Annotated in this window: 13 protein-coding genes; 7 read left to right on the top strand and 6 right to left on the bottom strand. The window is 73.5% G+C overall.

Annotation, left to right across the window (positions count from 1 at the left end; genetic code table 11):
• Positions 1 to 174: 174 nt before the first annotated feature.
• A complete protein-coding gene (locus tag AC07F3_RS00770; RefSeq protein WP_479109089.1) occupies positions 175 to 978 on the top strand; it encodes an IclR family transcriptional regulator in 804 nt (267 codons plus the stop codon).
• A gap of 50 nt (positions 979 to 1,028) precedes the next feature.
• Here AC07F3_RS00770 and AC07F3_RS00765 read toward each other — a convergent pair whose 3' ends face one another.
• From AC07F3_RS00765 to AC07F3_RS00755, 3 genes are all read right to left on the bottom strand, one after another.
• Positions 1,029 to 2,678, bottom strand: a complete 1,650-nt coding sequence (locus tag AC07F3_RS00765) for an alkaline phosphatase family protein (RefSeq protein ID WP_479109087.1) — start codon at positions 2,676 to 2,678, stop codon at positions 1,029 to 1,031.
• 160 nt (positions 2,679 to 2,838) lie between these two features.
• Positions 2,839 to 3,543, bottom strand: coding sequence for an ABC transporter ATP-binding protein (locus AC07F3_RS00760; RefSeq protein WP_479109085.1), 705 nt, complete (start codon positions 3,541 to 3,543; stop codon positions 2,839 to 2,841).
• A complete protein-coding gene (locus AC07F3_RS00755; RefSeq protein WP_479109083.1) occupies positions 3,540 to 4,583 on the bottom strand; it encodes an ABC transporter permease in 1,044 nt (347 codons plus the stop codon). Before AC07F3_RS00755 ends, AC07F3_RS00760 begins: the two co-directional genes overlap by 4 nt.
• A gap of 133 nt (positions 4,584 to 4,716) precedes the next feature.
• Between AC07F3_RS00755 and AC07F3_RS00750 the strand changes: the two genes are divergently transcribed.
• The 3 genes from AC07F3_RS00750 to yczR all read left to right on the top strand — a co-directional run bounded on the left by AC07F3_RS00750 (position 4,717) and on the right by yczR (position 8,431).
• A complete protein-coding gene (locus AC07F3_RS00750) occupies positions 4,717 to 5,898 on the top strand; it encodes a sensor histidine kinase (RefSeq protein ID WP_479109081.1) in 1,182 nt (393 codons plus the stop codon).
• Positions 5,895 to 6,536 (top strand): response regulator, encoded by a 642-nt coding sequence (locus AC07F3_RS00745; RefSeq protein WP_479109079.1) that lies wholly within the window; start codon positions 5,895 to 5,897, stop codon positions 6,534 to 6,536. The genes AC07F3_RS00750 and AC07F3_RS00745 overlap by 4 nt, the downstream gene beginning before the upstream one ends.
• 407 nt (positions 6,537 to 6,943) lie before the next feature.
• Positions 6,944 to 8,431 carry a MocR-like transcription factor YczR gene (gene yczR, locus AC07F3_RS00740; protein ID WP_479109077.1) on the top strand — a complete coding sequence of 496 codons (1,488 nt, stop codon included), beginning with the start codon at positions 6,944 to 6,946 and terminating at the stop codon, positions 8,429 to 8,431.
• 49 nt (positions 8,432 to 8,480) lie between these two features.
• On the opposite strand, the gene AC07F3_RS00735 is transcribed toward yczR, so the two are convergent.
• Positions 8,481 to 8,798 carry a DUF5955 family protein gene (locus AC07F3_RS00735; protein ID WP_479109075.1) on the bottom strand — a complete coding sequence of 106 codons (318 nt, stop codon included), beginning with the start codon at positions 8,796 to 8,798 and terminating at the stop codon, positions 8,481 to 8,483.
• 153 nt (positions 8,799 to 8,951) lie between these two features.
• Here AC07F3_RS00735 and AC07F3_RS00730 point away from each other — a divergent pair, with 153 nt between their 5' ends.
• On the top strand, positions 8,952 to 9,578 hold the full coding sequence (locus AC07F3_RS00730; RefSeq protein ID WP_479109073.1) for a nucleotidyltransferase family protein: 627 nt from the start codon (positions 8,952 to 8,954) through the stop codon (positions 9,576 to 9,578).
• A 264-nt stretch (positions 9,579 to 9,842) separates the two neighbouring features.
• Complete coding sequence (gene aceB, locus AC07F3_RS00725) at positions 9,843 to 11,462, top strand: malate synthase A (protein WP_479109071.1); 1,620 nt, start codon at positions 9,843 to 9,845, stop codon at positions 11,460 to 11,462.
• Between the two features lie 64 nt (positions 11,463 to 11,526).
• On the opposite strand, the gene AC07F3_RS00720 is transcribed toward aceB, so the two are convergent.
• Together AC07F3_RS00720 and AC07F3_RS00715 are read right to left on the bottom strand one after the other, a co-directional pair.
• Positions 11,527 to 13,107: a YfcC family protein gene (locus tag AC07F3_RS00720; RefSeq protein ID WP_479110553.1), complete on the bottom strand. Its 1,581-nt coding sequence runs from the start codon at positions 13,105 to 13,107 to the stop codon at positions 11,527 to 11,529.
• Between the two features lie 20 nt (positions 13,108 to 13,127).
• Complete coding sequence (locus AC07F3_RS00715; RefSeq protein ID WP_479109070.1) at positions 13,128 to 14,486, bottom strand: M20/M25/M40 family metallo-hydrolase; 1,359 nt, start codon at positions 14,484 to 14,486, stop codon at positions 13,128 to 13,130.
• A gap of 168 nt (positions 14,487 to 14,654) precedes the next feature.
• Between AC07F3_RS00715 and AC07F3_RS00710 the strand changes: the two genes are divergently transcribed.
• Positions 14,655 to 15,854, top strand: a complete 1,200-nt coding sequence (locus tag AC07F3_RS00710; RefSeq protein ID WP_479109068.1) for an FAD-dependent monooxygenase — start codon at positions 14,655 to 14,657, stop codon at positions 15,852 to 15,854.
• The last annotated feature ends 66 nt before the right edge of the window (positions 15,855 to 15,920 follow it).

The raw sequence follows: 15,920 nt of genomic DNA, 5'->3' as shown, positions 1-15,920 counted from the left end.
TCCACAGAATGGAATTAGAATTTCACCAAGCAGAATGTAGGTATCGCCACGGAGTACCGCCGACGACCGGACAAACCCGCTCTGACCGGCGAGGACACCTGCCCTGTCCAGGGTAGGACGGACAACCGCCCGGTAGTCTGCTCCTTCGCCTGCCAGCATCGAAAGGAACGCGCCGTGCCGACGTCAAGCGCCAGCACCACCGACGCCTCCAAATCCTCCCCCGCCACCGGAGGCGTCCAGTCCCTCGAGCGCGCCTTCGATCTCCTGGAGCGGATGGCCGACGCCGGGGGCGAGGTCGGCCTCAGCGAGCTCTCCGCGAGCAGCGGCCTTCCCCTTCCAACCATCCACCGCCTGATGCGTACGCTCGTGGCCTGCGGCTACGTCCGCCAGCAGGCCAACCGGCGCTATGCGCTCGGCCCCCGCCTGATCCGGCTCGGCGAGTCCGCGTCCCGGCTGCTCGGCACCTGGGCGCGGCCGTATCTGACCCGCCTCGTCGAGGAGACCGGCGAGACCGCGAACATGGCGCTCCTCGACGGCGACGAGATCGTGTACGTCGCGCAGGTGCCCTCCAAGCACTCCATGCGGATGTTCACCGAGGTGGGTCGCCGGGTCCTGCCGCACTCCACGGGCGTGGGCAAGGCGCTGCTCGCGCACACCCCGCCGGAGGAGGTCCGCGCGCTGCTCGCCCGCACCGGCATGCCGGCCGCGACGGAGAAGACGATCACCACGGCGGACGGTTTCCTGGACGCCCTGGAGCAGGTGCGGCGCGCCGGGTACGCGGTGGACGACAACGAGCAGGAGATAGGAGTCCGCTGCCTCGCGGTGTCGGTCCCCAACTCCCCCACCGCCGCGGCCATTTCGATCTCGGGACCGGCCGGCCGGGTCACCGAGGCGGCCACGGACCGGATCGTCCCGATCCTCCAGGGCATCGCCCAGGAGCTCTCGACGGCCCTGGCGAACACGGCCGCCCAGGCCTGAGCCGCCCTCGGTGGGCCCCCTGTCGTCGCGGCAGGGGGCCCACCGCCGTTTCAGCGCACGGGCAGCACGCGGGTGTGCTCACGGCGCACGGCCTGCAGGTCCCGCGGGTCCAGGCCCAGCAGGGCCAGGATGGTGGGCGCGATCTGCGTGGTGTGGACGCGGCCCTCCTCGCGCACCCCGGCCGGGGTGCCCGCGCCGGAGACGACCAGCGGAACGTCGAGGTCGTCGGCGTTGGCGCCGCCGTGCTCGGCGATCTTCTTGGTGCCGCCGGTGTAGACGACGCCGTCGCGGGCGATGCCGAAGACGTCGGGGACCCGGGCGTCGCCCGCCTTCACACCGAAGTAGCGCGCGGCTTCCCCGCCCGCGTACGCCTTGGTCAGGCCGGACGCGGTGAAGGCCTTCGGCTTGGCGTCGATGTCGGTGCCGGTGCCGTGCTGGGCCAGGAGGTAGGCCCTGGCGAAGTCGGCGGCGGCCTGCGAGTGGTCGGTGAGCCACAGCATCACGCCGTCGTCGTCCGCGGAGTGCGCGACGAGGGCGCCGGCACCCGGGTGGGCCTTCTTCCACGCCGCGTCGAGACCGGCGAGCAGCGGGGCGTCGTCGATGCGGGTCAGCGCGGCCGGGTCGGTGGGCGACTGGCCGTGCTTGGCGGACAGGATGACAGTCGTGCTGGTGTCGAGGTGGCGGGCCTTGAGCTCGGCGACCAGCGAGCCGATCTCGGAGTCGACGAAGTCGATGCTCTTCTCGACCAGCGGCCCGGGGACGCCCTTGGCCGAGTACCCGCCCTTGAGGCCGTCGGAGGCGGGCAGCTTCTGGGCGGTCGACACGGCCTGGAAGTTGAGGCCGAAGACGGCCGGGGTGCCGGTGCGGTGGCCGCGGCTGTGGTCGTAGCCGTCGATCTCGTTGCGAACGGCCTGGACCTTGTAGTCGTCGTACTGCCGCGTCGCCTTGTTGTCCTTCGTCCAGTCGGTGCCCTTGGGGTAGCCGATGGCGTCGGAGTTGATCTCGGGCGTGAAGAGGTCCTGGATGCCCTGGCCCGAGGGCCCCTGCAGGATGTCGTACGCCGCGTGCTTGTCCGACCAGGCCGTGCGCAGCCCCGCCCGGCGGGCCACGTCGAAGACGGTGTTGACGCGCAGGTAGGAGTGCGGGGCGAGCGGCTTGCACGTCTTCGGGTCGACGGGCAGCGCGGCCGGGTTGAGCAGCGTGCCCGGGTTGCCCGTCATGTGCAGGATGCTGCCGGGCAGTCCGGCGAGGCCCTGGCCGGCGTCGAGGGCCGACTTGTCCTTGTCGAGGTCCTCGGTGAGGTCCACCTCCGCGCCCGGCACGGCCTTCGCGCAGTTCGTGGTCCCGGCCGGGAGCAGGGTGCGGTCGTAGGAGTCGTCGTAGTAGACCCCGGTGGTGCCCGGGCCGCCGCCGGTGACCTGGGCGGTCATGCCGGGGAAGGAGTCCGAGGGCGTGGTGGTGCTCGCGTGGGTGTACTGCACACCGCCGTGCGCGAGTCGGGCCAGCGCGGAGTGCGGGTGCTGGGCGGTGTACCGGTCGAGGTCGGCCTGGTGCAGGCCGTCCACGGAGATGAGCAGGACGTGCTGGGCGGCGGCTCGGTGCGGGCGCGCCGGGGTGGCGTCGGCGTGCAGCACGGTCGTTCCGGCGAGCGCGCCGGCGGCGCCGAAGGTCGCGGCCAGCCGGAGGAGCGGGCGGTTCACAGGTATCCCCTGACGTTGGTGGAACCGGGGTTGGGGGGTGCGCGCTCATGAGTAGTGGCGCCCTGTGTACCGCCGTGGCCGTGCGGGTGAACCCCCGGCGCACGGGCGGTATGGAGCCTCCCATGCGCCGGCCAAGAGTGTGCCGCGTGGATCGCGGGGCTCAGCCCGCGACCGCCCGCGCGGCGCTCAGCCGCCCGTCGGCCATGGTCACCACGGCGTCCATCCGCTCCAGGTGGGCGCGGTCGTGGGTGACCAGGACGGTGGCCGTGCCGCGGTCGCGGGTGAGGCAGAGCAGGAGGTCGAGCACCGCGGCGCCCCGCTCGTGGTCGAGGGCGCTGGTCGGCTCGTCGACCAGGAGCACCGCGGGCTCGTTCATGAGGGCGCGGGCGATGTTGACGCGCTGGCGCTGGCCGCCGGAGAGCTGGTGGGGGCGGCGGTGGGCCTGGTCGCCGAGGCCGACGGCGGCCAGGAGCTCCAGGGCGCGCCCGCGCGCCTCGCGCGGCCTGCGGCCCGCGAGGTGCACCATCACCTGGAGCTGTTCGGCAGCCGTGAGCGAGGGCAGCAGGTTCGGCTGCTGGAAGACGATGCCGATGGAGTCGCGGCGCAGCGCCGCCTTCTCGGCCGGGCCGAGCCCGGCGGTGTCGGTCCCGGCCACCACGACGCGCCCGCTGTCCGGGGTCACCAGCGTCGCGGCGACCGCGAGGAGGCTGGACTTGCCGGATCCGGACGGGCCGACGCAGGCCGTCACCGTACCGGCGCCGACCGCGAGCGAGACCGCGTCCAGGGCGGTGAGGCGGCCTTCGCCGTCGGGGTAGGTCAGGGTGATGTCGTCGAGGAGCAGGGACGGGGTCACAGAGGGGTTCACCGGGCACTCCCGAGCGCGGTCAGCGGGTCGACGGCGGTGATGCGCCGGATGGACAGGGCGGCGCCGAGCACGCCGAGCACGATGAGTACGGCGGCCGGGGCGAGCGTGGTGGTGGGGTCGAGCACGAAGGGCACCGCGCCGCCGACGAGCCCCCCGGCGAGCGAGGCGAGTCCGGTGCCGAGCAGCGTGCCCGCCGTCAGCATCACGAAGGCCTGGCCGAGCGCGTCCTTGAGGAGGTGGGGCGTCGAGGCGCCGAGCGCCTTCAGGACGGCGATGTCGCCGCTGCGCTGGATCGTCCACACGGTGAAGAACGCGCCGACGACCAGCGCCGAGATGACGAAGAGGAAGCCGCGCATCAGCTGGAGCGAGCCGTTCTCGGCCTGGTAGGAGGGCAGCGCGGCGAGTGCGTCGGAGAGCGTCAGGCTCTCGGTGGCGAGCCGCCGGTCGGTGGCCGCGAGGTCCGCGCCGCCGTCGAGGGTGAGCGCGACGACGGTGGCGGGCGCGTCGTCGGCCAGCGCCGTCCACACGACGGGGGTGTGGCTGTAGGAGTCCTCGCCCGCGACCGCGGACACGGTCAGGGTGCGGCCGCCCAGCGTCAGGCGGTCGCCCGCCTTCGCGTGCAGGTCCTCGGCCGCGCCGTGCGAGAGGACGACGGAGCCGGCGCGCACCGCGGACGGGGCCAGGTCGGAACCCGCCGGTACCGCGAACGAGGACACCGCGGCCGTGCGCTCGCCCGCCTTCGCGTTCAGCGTGGAGACACCGATCGGCTGAGCCTCCCGCACCCCCGGCGCCTTCTGCCACTGGTGCCACGTCCCGCTCGGCACAACGGAGTTGGTGAACGACACCGACTGCCCGGAGGGCGGCGCGGCGAAGGCGAGCCGGTCGGCCGGCAGCGCGCTGACGGCCGAGGTGTTGTCCCTGGCCAGCCCGGCGGTGAGCCCGGAAAGCAGCCCCACCAGCAGGGTGATGAGCACCACGACCGTACCCATCAGCGCGAACCGGCCCTTGGCGAACCGGAGGTCTCTCCATGCGACGAACATGGGCTCAAGCGTGGTCTTCGGGGGCCCGGGGCACATCGCGCCCGGGCATGCGTGAGCGGATCGAAGGACGCATCCGCACATCAAACTTTCGGTTGACCGGGGCCGCCCGGGGGGCCCGTACGCTGGAAGTCCTATGGATCCCGCACGCCCCCACACCCCTGTCGCCGCCCTGCTGCGGCTGTGCCTGCACGCGCTGCTCGGCGGGCTGCTCGCGCTCGCCGCGGTGCGGGCCGTGGGCGGCGGCTCGCCGCGGCCGGCGGCCGTCCTCGGGGCGGTCGTCCTGATGACCGCCGTGTACGCGGTGGGCGTCGCCCTGCCCGCGGTGCGGCCGCGGACGTCGGCGGCGGCGCTGTGGCTCGGAGCGCTCGGGGCGTCCTGGCTGGTGCTGCTCGTGTTCTCCCCCGACGCCCTGTGGGCCGCCTTCCCGCTCTACTTCCTGCTGCTCCACCTGCTGCCGCTGCGCTGGGCGCTGCCCGCCGTGCTCGCGACGGCGGGCGCGGCCATCGCGAGCTTCCTGCTGCACGGGCAGCAGGTCACGCCGGGCGCCTTCATAGGGCCGCTGCTCGGCGCGGCGGTCGCCGTGGCGACCGTGCTCGGGTACGACGCGCTGTACCGGGAGAGCGAGCGGCGCCGCGAGCTGATCGACGAGCTGGTGGCGACGCGGGCCGAGCTCGCCGAGGCCGAGCGCACGGCGGGCACCCTCGCCGAGCGCGAGCGCCTGGCCCGCGAGATCCACGACACGCTCGCCCAGGGCCTCTCCTCGATCCAGCTGCTCCTTCGCGCCGCCGAGCGCGCGCTGCCCGCCGGCGACCCGGCCCGCGGCCACGTCGAGCAGGCCCGCCGCGCGGCCCAGGACAACCTGGCCGAGGCCCGCCGGTTCGTGCGGGCGCTCACCCCGCCCGACCTGGAGCAAGGCTCGCTGTCCGGCGCCCTGGAGCGGCTGTGCGCGGCGGCCCCCGGCCCGGCCGTCCAGTTCGGCGTGAGCGGCACCCCGGTCGCGCTGCCGACCCCGTACGAGGTGGCGCTGTTGCGCATCGCCCAGTCGGCGCTCGCCAACACCGTGCAGCACGCGGGGGCGGACCGTGCCGAGATCACCCTCAGCTTCATGGAGACCTCGGTGGCCCTGGACGTCGTCGACGACGGACGCGGGTTCGACCCGGCGGACCGGCGGCCGCGTGACACCGGCGGCTTCGGCCTGCCCGCGATGCGCTCGCGCGCCCACTCGCTCGGCGGCACCCTGAGCGTGGAGTCCGCGCCGGGCCAGGGCACGGCCGTCGCGATCACGCTGCCGCTGCCCGTGGCGGGTGCCCGGTGAGCGCGGCGCCGATCCGGCTGCTGCTCGCCGACGACCATCCCATCGTGCGGGCCGGGCTGCGGGCGGTCCTCGACACCGAGCCGGACTTCACGGTGGCCGGGGAGGCCGCCACCGCCGAGCGCGCGGTGGAGCTGGCCGCCTCCGGCGCGTACGACGTGGTCCTGATGGACCTCCAGTTCGGCGCCGGGATGCACGGCGCGCAGGCGACCGCGGCGATCACCGCCGGACCGGGCGCCCCGCGCGTCCTGGTGCTCACCACCTACGACACGGACGCGGACATCCTGGCCGCGGTGGAGGCGGGCGCGGCGGGTTATCTGCTCAAGGACGCCCCGCCCGAGGAGCTGGCGGCGGCGGTCCGCACCGCGGCCGCGGGCCAGTCGGCGCTCGCCCCCGCAGTGGCGCACCGATTGATGGACCGGATGCGGACGCCCGCGGAGGCGCTGACCCGGCGCGAGCTGGAGGTCCTCCAGCTGGTCGGCGACGGACTCTCCAACCAGCAGATCAGCAAGCGGCTGTTCCTCAGCCAGGCCACCGTCAAGTCCCATCTGGTCCACATCTACGCCAAGTTGGGGGTGGACTCGCGCACGGCGGCGGTCGCCGCCGCGAGCGCGCGCCGTCTGATCCGCCAGCCGGGCTGAACCCTTGGCGCCCGCCCCGGACCACGGGCGGCCGGGCGAACACGGGGCCGGGCCGCCCCCCGTACGGCCCGGCCCCCGCTCGCCTCACCGGTGCGGGGCGAAGTCCACGGCCGTCGCGCGCCGCAGGGCCCGCACCGCGCGCCGAGGGAGCACGACCACGCGTCCCGCGGTCACTTCGCGCGCCCCGAGCGCCGCCGTCGCAGTCCGCGCAGACGGAGCAGCCAGACGCCCCGCGGACCTTCCTCGTGACGTCGCTGCATCTCCCGCTCGAACCGGTCCGTAACCGCCACATCGCGTTCCATGCCAACTCACCTTTCCCGACCACCGCTTGCAGGCCAATGTGCGGACAGGATGCGAGTTTGTACGCTGATTGGCCTGGAAGGCATGGCCAATTCATGGAGGTTGGTATGGCAGGCATGCGGGTGGTCCGGTCCCTGGACACCGTGAGCAGCGCCGCGCGCACGCTGGGCAGCCGCCAGCTCGCCGGTCAGGTCACCGCCATCACGGGCCCGCGCCCCGGCTACCGCGCGCTCGCCCAGGCCGTGCGCTCCCTGCTCCTGGACGGCCGCATCCCGCTGCACACCCGGCTGCCCGCGGAGCGCGAGCTCGCCACCGCACTGGAGGTCAGCCGGGCCACCATCACGGCGGCCTACGACCTGCTGCGCGAGGGGGGATACGCGCTCAGCCGGCGCGGCGCGGGCACCTGGACCGAGCTGCCCGAGGGCACCACCCCGGCCAATGTGGCCCGCTATCAGGCGCCCGACGGCGTCATCGACCTGGCGATGGCCTCGCCGGCCGCCCCGGCCGCGGAGCTGGCGGCGGCCTTCGCGCAGGCCGCACAGGAAGTGGCCCGCCACGCCACCACCAACGGCTACCACCCGCTCGGCCTGCCCGAGCTGCGCGCCGCCGTCGCCGAGCGCTACACCCGGCGCGGTCTGCCCACCCTGCCCGAGCAGATCCTGATCACCACGGGCGCCCAGTCCGCGGTGTCGCTGGTGGTGAACCTCCTCGGGCGGCCGGGCGACCGGGCCCTCGTGGAGAGCCCCTCGTATCCCAACGCCCTCGACGCGGTGCGCCACGCGGGGCTGCGGATCACTCCCGTGCCGGTGACCGAGGACGGCTGGGACATCGAGCTCCTGGAGTGCACCCTGCGCCAGACCGCACCCCGGCTCGCCTACCTCATCCCGGACTTCCACAACCCGACCGGCGCCCTCATGAGCACCGAGCAGCGCACCCGGCTGCTGCGCGCGGCCCGGGCGACGGGCACCTGGCTGCTGATCGACGAGACCATGGCCGAGATGTCCCTGGAGGGCCCGGCCCCCGCGCCCTTCGTGTCCCTCGCCCACCAGGGCGAGGCCGAGCAGATCGTCACGGTCGGCTCGCTCAGCAAGACCCATTGGGGCGGGCTGCGCACCGGCTGGGTGCGGGCGAGCTCCCGGCTCGTCAACGAGCTGGCCTCGCTGCGCATCCATGTGGACCTGGCGCCCTCGCTCGTCGACCAGGTGCTCGCCAAGACGCTGCTGCCCGGCATGGACGACGTCCTGCGCACCCGGCTGCCGCGGCTGCGCGAGCGGCGCGACGCGCTGGCCGCGTCACTGGCCCGCCATCTCCCCGAGTGGCGCTGGCAGTCGCCGACCGGAGGGCTCTGCCTCTGGGTCGACCTGGGCCGCCCGGTCGCGGGGGCACTGGCCCAGGCGGCGCTGGCCCACGGGGTGAACCTCCAGCCGGGTTCGCGCTTCGCCGCGGATCCCGGCACGCACGAACACCGGCTGCGCATCCCCTTCGTGCACGAGCCCGAGCGGGCCGAGGAGGCGGTCCGTCGCCTGGCCGCCACCCTCGACGCGGGCCTGCCCGCCGTCATCGGCGAGCAGAACCGCCCGCACTGGGTGGCGTGAACTCGCTCTTGAGTCGCGGGAGTTCACCCCGTGGCTCAGGGGCGACCGCTCAGTACCGGCCCGGCGGCTCGCCGAACAGCTCTACCGCCTTGCGTACGTCGCCCACCGCGGCCGCCAGCGCGCTGACCGAGCCGATCGAGCCCGCGATCAGCAGCAGCGAGCGGCGCAGCCGGGGAACCTCCGGGACGCCGCTCATCGCCATCGCGTCCAGCGCGGCCAGCTCGTCCTCGGCCACGGCCCGGTCGGGAAACTCCGCCGGATGACCGGCCAGCTCCCGGCGCAGCCGCGACACGGCGGCCCGCAACTCGCTCACTCTGGGGTCCTCACCACTGCCGGCCACGGCCCTCTGCTCCACGCCTCGCAACAAAAGCCCTCCCCCACGCACGTCCTTGTGCAGGTGTTGAGAACCCGTACAGCGAAGGTCAACTGCCGGGATTCGCGGGTCAGTTAACGCCATGCGGTGTGCCGTGCGCCACTGCGCGGACGGAATTCGACAGAAGCATTGGGTATATCTGGGGGCATGACGCAACCGATGACAAATGCCGCACAGGTCACAGGGCTGCTGCTCGCGGCGGGCGGCGGGCGGCGGCTCGGCGGCCGCCCCAAGGCGCTGCTGACGCACCGCGGCCGCCCGCTGGTGGAGAACGCGGTCCGGGTCCTGCATGAGGGCGGCTGCCGCACGGTGTACGTGGTGCTCGGGGCCGCGGCCGACGAGGTGCGGGCCCGTGCGGACCTGGCGGGCTGCGTGCTGGTCGACAATCCGGACTGGTCCGAGGGCATGGGCTCCTCGCTGCGGGCCGGGCTCGAAGCGCTGGCCAAGTCGGACCCCGGGGCGGACGGCGGGCCGGGGGCCGCGCTGGTCTCGCTGGTGGACCAGCCCGGCATCGGCGCCGAGGCGGTGGCCCGGGTGCTCGCCGCCCACCGTTCGGGCGATGCGCTGGTGGCCGCCTCGTACGACGGCAAGCGCGGCCATCCGGTGCTGTTCGGCGCGGACCGCTGGGCGGACATCGCCGCCGACGCGACCGGTGACCGCGGCGCCCGCACGTATCTGAAGGCCCACGAGAGGGAGATCGTTCTGGTCGAGTGCGGGGACGTGGCGGAGCCGTACGACATCGACACGGAGGCGGATCTGGGCCGTCTCGCCTAGATGTGGAGTACACAGGAAGGGCGTGGGGTCCGGTGGAGACGTGGAGTGAACGGGGTGGCACCCAGCGCCATGGTCTGTCGACCCGGAGAATCTCGACATCAACAAACCATTGAACTTCCACCATGAGGAAACTAGTATCCACTGTTCAGAAGCGCCCGTCAGATCAGCCGGCGCCCGCAGTCGTATCTCGGAGCCCTGGCACTGAGTGCCATGATGGGCGACCCGGCGGCCGTCAGGGCACCGCCCGCGAAGGAGTGACAGCTCATGTCCGCACCAGCGCCGTCCCCGCTGGCCATCGTCGATGCCGAGCCCCTGCCCCGGCAGGAGGAGGTACTCACCGACGCGGCCCTCGCCTTCGTGGCCGAGCTGCACCGGAACTTCACGGCCCGCCGTGACGAGCTCCTCGCCCGCCGCCAGGACCGCCGGGCCGAAATCGCCCGCACCTCCACGCTCGACTTCCGTCCCGAGACCGCCGAGATCCGCGCGACCGACTGGAAGGTGGCGCCGGCCCCGGCCGCGCTGAACGACCGCCGTGTGGAGATCACCGGTCCGACCGACCGCAAGATGACCATCAACGCCCTGAACTCGGGAGCGAAGGTCTGGCTCGCCGACTTCGAGGACGCCTCCGCTCCCACCTGGGAGAACGTCGTCCTCGGCCAGCTCAATCTGATCGACGCGTACGAGCGCCGCATCGACTTCACCGACGCGAAGTCCGGCAAGTCGTACGCCCTCAAGGACGCCGACCAGCTCGCGACGGTCGTCATGCGCCCGCGTGGCTGGCACCTGGAGGAGCGCCACCTCCAGTTCGACGGCCGCCCGGTCCCCGGCGCGCTCGTCGACTTCGGCCTGTACTTCTTCCACAACGCCCGGCGCCTGATCGACCTCGGCAAGGGCCCGTACTTCTACCTCCCCAAGACGGAGTCGTACCTGGAGGCCCGCCTCTGGAACGACATCTTCGTCTTCGCGCAGGACTACGTGGGCATCGAGCAGGGCACCGTCCGCGCCACCGTCCTGATCGAGACGATCACGGCCGCGTACGAGATGGAAGAGATCCTCTTCGAGCTCAAGGACCACGCGGCGGGCCTGAACGCGGGCCGCTGGGACTACCTCTTCTCCATCGTGAAGAACTTCCGCGACGGCGGCGAGAAGTTCGTCCTTCCGGACCGCAACGCGGTGACGATGACGGCGCCCTTCATGCGCGCCTACACCGAACTCCTGGTCCGCACCTGCCACAAGCGCGGCGCGCACGCGATCGGCGGCATGGCCGCGTTCATCCCCTCGCGCCGGGACGCCGAGGTGAACAAGGTCGCCTTCGAGAAGGTCAAGGCCGACAAGGACCGTGAGGCGGGCGACGGCTTCGACGGCTCGTGGGTGGCCCACCCCGACCTGGTCCCGATCGCGATGGCCTCCTTCGACGCGGTCCTCGGCGACAAGCCGAACCAGAAGGACCGGCTGCGCGAGGACGTCTCGGTGGCGCCCGGCGACCTGATCGCCATCGACTCGCTCGACGCCAGGCCCACCTACGGCGGCCTGGTCTCCGCCGTGCAGGTCGGAACCCGCTACATCGAGGCGTGGCTGCGCGGCCTCGGCGCGGTCGCCATCTTCAACCTCATGGAGGACGCGGCCACCGCCGAGATCTCGCGCTCGCAGATCTGGCAGTGGATCAACGCCGGGGTGGTCTTCGAGAACGGCGAGAAGGCCACGGCCGAGCTCGCCCGCAAGGTCGCGGCCGAGGAGCTCGCCGCGATCCGCGCGGAGATCGGCGAGGAGGCCTTCGCGGCCGGCAAGTGGCAGCAGGCCCACGACCTCCTCCTGAAGGTCTCCCTCGACGCCGACTACGCCGACTTCCTGACGCTCCCGGCGTACGACCAACTGGTCGGCTGACAAGGCTGGTTGGACCTCTTCGGCTCCGCCCCCGGTACCGCACAGCACCGGGGGCGGAGCCGTGTCACGTCAGGGCCGCGCCCGCCGCCACGAACGCGCAGATCAGGATCAGCAGGATGCCGAGCAGCGGGGCCACGAAGCGCAGGTACTTGTTGTAGCCGACCTTCGCCAGGGCCACGCCGCCGATGGTCACGGCGGTCGTGGGGACCCACAGGTTCATCCAGCCGCTCGCCGCCTGCCAGGCGGTCACCACCACCGCGCGCGAGACGCCCGCGAAGTCGGCCAGCGGGGCCAGGATCGGCATCGCGAGGGTCGCGTGGCCCGAGGTCGAGGGGATCAGGAAGGCCAGCGGAAGGTTCACCACGAAGACGATCACCGCGAACAGCGCGGACGGGGCGCCCTTCACCACGCCCTCGATCGAGTGCAGCACCGTGTCCGTGATCCGCGCGTTGTTCATGATGACCGTGACGCCCCGGGCCAGCACGATGACGAGTGCCGGGGAGATGAAGTCGGCCGCGCCCTGGATGACCGTCGAGCTCAGTTCGGCCTCGCCGAGCCGGGCCGCCACCCCCACCAGGACCGCGGCCACCAGGAACAGGGCCGCCAACTGCGGGAAGGACCAGCCCAGTTCCCAGCCGTACGGCGTCGCGTCGGCCTTGCCCGTCAGCGCGCTGGACCACGGCACCACCGAGAAGATCATGAAGGCGAAGACGAGGGCGAGGAGGACGAGCACCAGCCGGTGGGTGCGGGTCAGCTCCGGGGGTTCGTCCGTCGGCGAGGCCGCTGCCGACGCCGCCGGGGGTTCGCCGCCGCCGTCCGCCGAGGGCGCCCCGGCGTCCCGGTGGTCCAGGTCGCCCGGCAGGAAGCCCGTCAGGGACGTCGACGGGTCCCGCTGCACGCGCCGCCCGTAGCGGACCACGTACAGGATCGACACCGCGGTCAGGACCGCCCACATCACGAAGCGCAGGACGATGCCGTCGCCCAGGGAGATCCCGGCCGCGGAGGACGCGACGCCCGTCGCGAAGGGGTTGACCGTCGAGCACAGCACGCCGATGCCCGCGCCCACGATGATGGTGCCGGTCGCCACCAGGCGGTCGTAGCCGAGCGCCAGCATCAACGGCACGATCAGTCCGTAGAAGCCGAGGGTCTCCTCCGCGAAGCCCTCGACCGTGCCGAGCACCGAGAAGACCGTCATCACACCCGCGATGAGCAGTGCGCCGCGTTCGCGCAGCCGGTGCGCGAGCAGCCCGATCCCGCGGTCGAGCGCGCCGGTCCTGAAGACCACCGTGATGAACGCGCCGATGGCCAGGACGAAGAGGAACACCCCCGCGCTGCCGTACAGTTCACCGGCCATCGTGGGTCCGACCCGGCCGGACTCGGCGTCCTGGATGCCGTACAGGCCGTTGACCGGGGAGAGGAAGAGGTCGTTCAGGCGGTCCACGAAGCTCTGGCCGTTGTCGACCCGGTGGTAGGTGCCCTCGACCGGCGCCCCCTTGCCATCGCGGTCGTACGCGCCGGGCGGGATGACGAACGCGAGGACCCACACGGCCAGCGTGACGATCGCGAGGACCGTCAGCGCGCTCGGGAAGCGCGGCCCCCCGCTCGTGGCCCGTGGCTCCTCGAAGGGCGGGTCCGGGGGCGGCACCGCGGACGGGGCCGGGGCCGTCACGACCCGGCTCCGAACGCCGCCGCGTACTCCCGCAGGAAGGCCGCCTCCGCGATCACGGCGCCGCGCAGTTCGGAGAAGAGGACGCGTTCGTTCGGGGCGTGCAGGGCGCACTTGCTGTCCTGCGCCCCGAAGAGCAGCACCTCCGCCCCGGGCACCGCCTTCGCGAGCCCGTTGACCAGCGGGATCGAGCCGCCGCTCGCCGCGAAGGCGGGCTCCGCGCCCCAGCCCTCGCGCAGCGCGGTGAGCGCCGCGCGGTAGGCCGGGCCGCCGGTCGCGGGCTCGAAGCCGGGCCCGGCGTCGCCCGCGGTGACGGTGAGCGCGATGCCGAAGGGGCGCAGTGCCTCCAGATGGGCGACCAGTCGGCCCTGCGCCTCCTTCGGATCCTGCCGCGGGTGGATGCGGAGGTTCAGTTTGGCGCGGGCGTACGGGACCACCGCGGACGCGGCGTGATCGACGGTCGGGGCGTCCAGGCCGATGACGGTGACGGCGGGCCCGCTCCACAGGCGTTCGCCGAGGCTGCCGGTGCCCAGGAGCGGCACCCCCTCGCACACGGCCGCGAGCTCGCGGAACTCCGCTTCGGTGTACGAGGTGCCGGACCACTCCTCGCGGCGCAGCCCCGCGACGGCCACGTCGCCACCGTCGTCATGGAGGGTGGCGAGGGCGTGCAGCAGGACAAGGAGGGCGTCGGGCGCCGCGCCCCCGAACTCTCCGCTGTGCCGCGCCTCGGCCAGGGTGCGCACCTCGACGACCACCTCGCAGGCGCCGCGCAGCCCGGTGGTGAGCGTGGGTGAGCCGGGGCGGATGTTGCCCATGTCGGCGATGACCATGGCGTCGCAGGCGAAGCGTTCGGGGTCGGTGGGCGGATAGTCGTCGAAGGCGCTGCCGTACTCCTCCTGGCCCTCGATCACGATCTTGATGCCGGTGGGCGGGCGGCCGCCGTACGCCCGCAGCATGCCCACATGGACCAGGATGTTGGCCTTGTCGTCCGCGATGCCCCGCGCGCGCAGCCCGCCCTCGACCGGGGTCGGCTCGAAGGGCGGGGAGAGCCACAGCGCGGGGTCGCCGGGCGGCTGGACGTCGTAGTGGCCGTACAGCAGCACCGTCGGGGCGGCCGGGTGCGGCGGCGGGATCTCGGCGTGGACGACGGGGGCGGTGCCGGGCAGGTCGAGCCGTTCGATCCGCTCGACGCCGGCGCCCCGCAGCAGCTCCACCACCAGGTCGTGCGCCTGGCGCACCGGTTCGGGAGGGAAGCCGGGGAAGGCGATCGAGGGGATGCGGGCCAGCCGTTCCAGGTCTGCCCGCAGCCCGTCCATCAGTGCGTCGACCCTCGCTCGCAGGTCCTGGTCCGCGTCCATGGGACTCAATGGACCATGCGGGGCACGGCGGCGCATCCCGTGATCGCCCGAGTGCCCCGTCCCCCACGCCCCCTGCGCGGACCGCGCCTTGCTGCGACAATCCGGCGGGGGCGTCCGCCGGGCCGGGGGCCCGGCACCCCGTCTGACGAGACTGCGAGGACGTTGGGGATGCGTGGAGGGCGAGTTGCCGTCGTGGGCGGGAGCGTCGCGGGGTGCGCCGCGGCATTGGCCGCGCACCGCGGGGGCGCCGAGACGATCACGGTGTACGAGCGGGCCGCGGGGCGGTTGGCCGACCGCGGGGTGGGGCTCGCGATGCACAACGACCGCTATGCCGAACTGGAGGCGGCGGGGTACGTGGACGCGTCGATGCCGTGGATCCAACTGGCCAGGCGCAGCTGGTACGTTCGCGACGGCGCGGCCCCGCTCGGCCGCCTGGTCGGGGCGCTGCCGTTCCCCTTCCGCACGTACAACTGGGGCCCGCTCTGGCGCGAACTGCGGTCCCGGGTACCGGAGTCGGTGGAGTTCCGCGCGGGCACGGCGGTCGACCGGCTCCATGTCACCCCGCACGACGTGGAGTTGAGCACGGGCGGCGGCACCGAGCGGTTCGACTTCGTCGTGGGCGCGGACGGCTACCGCTCGGTGGTCCGCACCGCCGCCTGCCCGGAGGTGGGCCCGGCCTACGCGGGCTATCTCGCCTGGCGCGGCGCCTTCCCCGCCGAGCGGCTCCCCGATCCCGGCCTGTGGCCGGTGGAGGACTGCGTGTACGCCGTCTTTTCGGGCGGGCACGCGATCATCTACCGGATCCCGGACGGCCGGGGCGGCCACCGCGTGAACTGGGTGCTGTACGCGGCCCCGCCGGCCGATCACGGACTGCCGCTCGACTCCCCCACCAGCCTGCCGCCCGGCACCCTCACCGACGCACTGCGCGCCCGGGCCCTGGAGATCGCCGACACCCGACTCGCGCCGTACTGGGGCCAGTTGATGCACCTGACGGCGCCGGAGGAACTCTTCGTCCAGCCGATGTACGACTTCACCGCGCCCCGGTACGCGGTCGGCCGGCTCGTGCTGGCCGGGGACGCCGCCACGGTGGCCCGCCCGCACACCGGCGGCGGCGCGGTCAAGGCGCTCCAGGACGCGACCGCCCTGGAGTCCGCGCTGACGTCGGCCGCCAGCTGGCCCGAGGCGCTGGCCGCCTACGACGCCGGGCGCTCGGCGGTCGGGCGCAGCATGGTCGACCTCGGGCGCAGCCTGGGTCTCGGACTCGTGCAGGAGAGCCCGGACTGGAGCGCGATGGACGAGCCGGGCCTGGAGAAGTGGTGGCAGCGGGCGGACGGATCGGGCGCGTTCGGCGGCCGGAAGCTCTCCTGAACCGCGTGCGGCCCGGTCGGCCCCCGCGCCGCACGCGCTGAGCCGCGGCGACAGGACGGCGACCGG

The sequence above is a fragment of the Streptomyces sp. NPDC045846 genome (assembly GCF_056431605.1).
This window is presented reverse-complemented; position numbering and strand designations above follow the sequence as displayed.

Coding starts and splice junctions, on each gene's coding strand:
- aceB (WP_479109071.1), top strand. CDS start 9,843: ATGTCCGCACCAGCGCCGTCCCCGCTGGCCATCGTCGATGCCGAGCCC.
- AC07F3_RS00755 (WP_479109083.1), bottom strand. CDS start 4,583: ATGTTCGTCGCATGGAGAGACCTCCGGTTCGCCAAGGGCCGGTTCGCG.
- yczR (WP_479109077.1), top strand. CDS start 6,944: ATGGCAGGCATGCGGGTGGTCCGGTCCCTGGACACCGTGAGCAGCGCC.
- AC07F3_RS00730 (WP_479109073.1), top strand. CDS start 8,952: ATGACGCAACCGATGACAAATGCCGCACAGGTCACAGGGCTGCTGCTC.
- AC07F3_RS00715 (WP_479109070.1), bottom strand. CDS start 14,486: ATGGACGCGGACCAGGACCTGCGAGCGAGGGTCGACGCACTGATGGAC.
- AC07F3_RS00750 (WP_479109081.1), top strand. CDS start 4,717: ATGGATCCCGCACGCCCCCACACCCCTGTCGCCGCCCTGCTGCGGCTG.
- AC07F3_RS00710 (WP_479109068.1), top strand. CDS start 14,655: ATGCGTGGAGGGCGAGTTGCCGTCGTGGGCGGGAGCGTCGCGGGGTGC.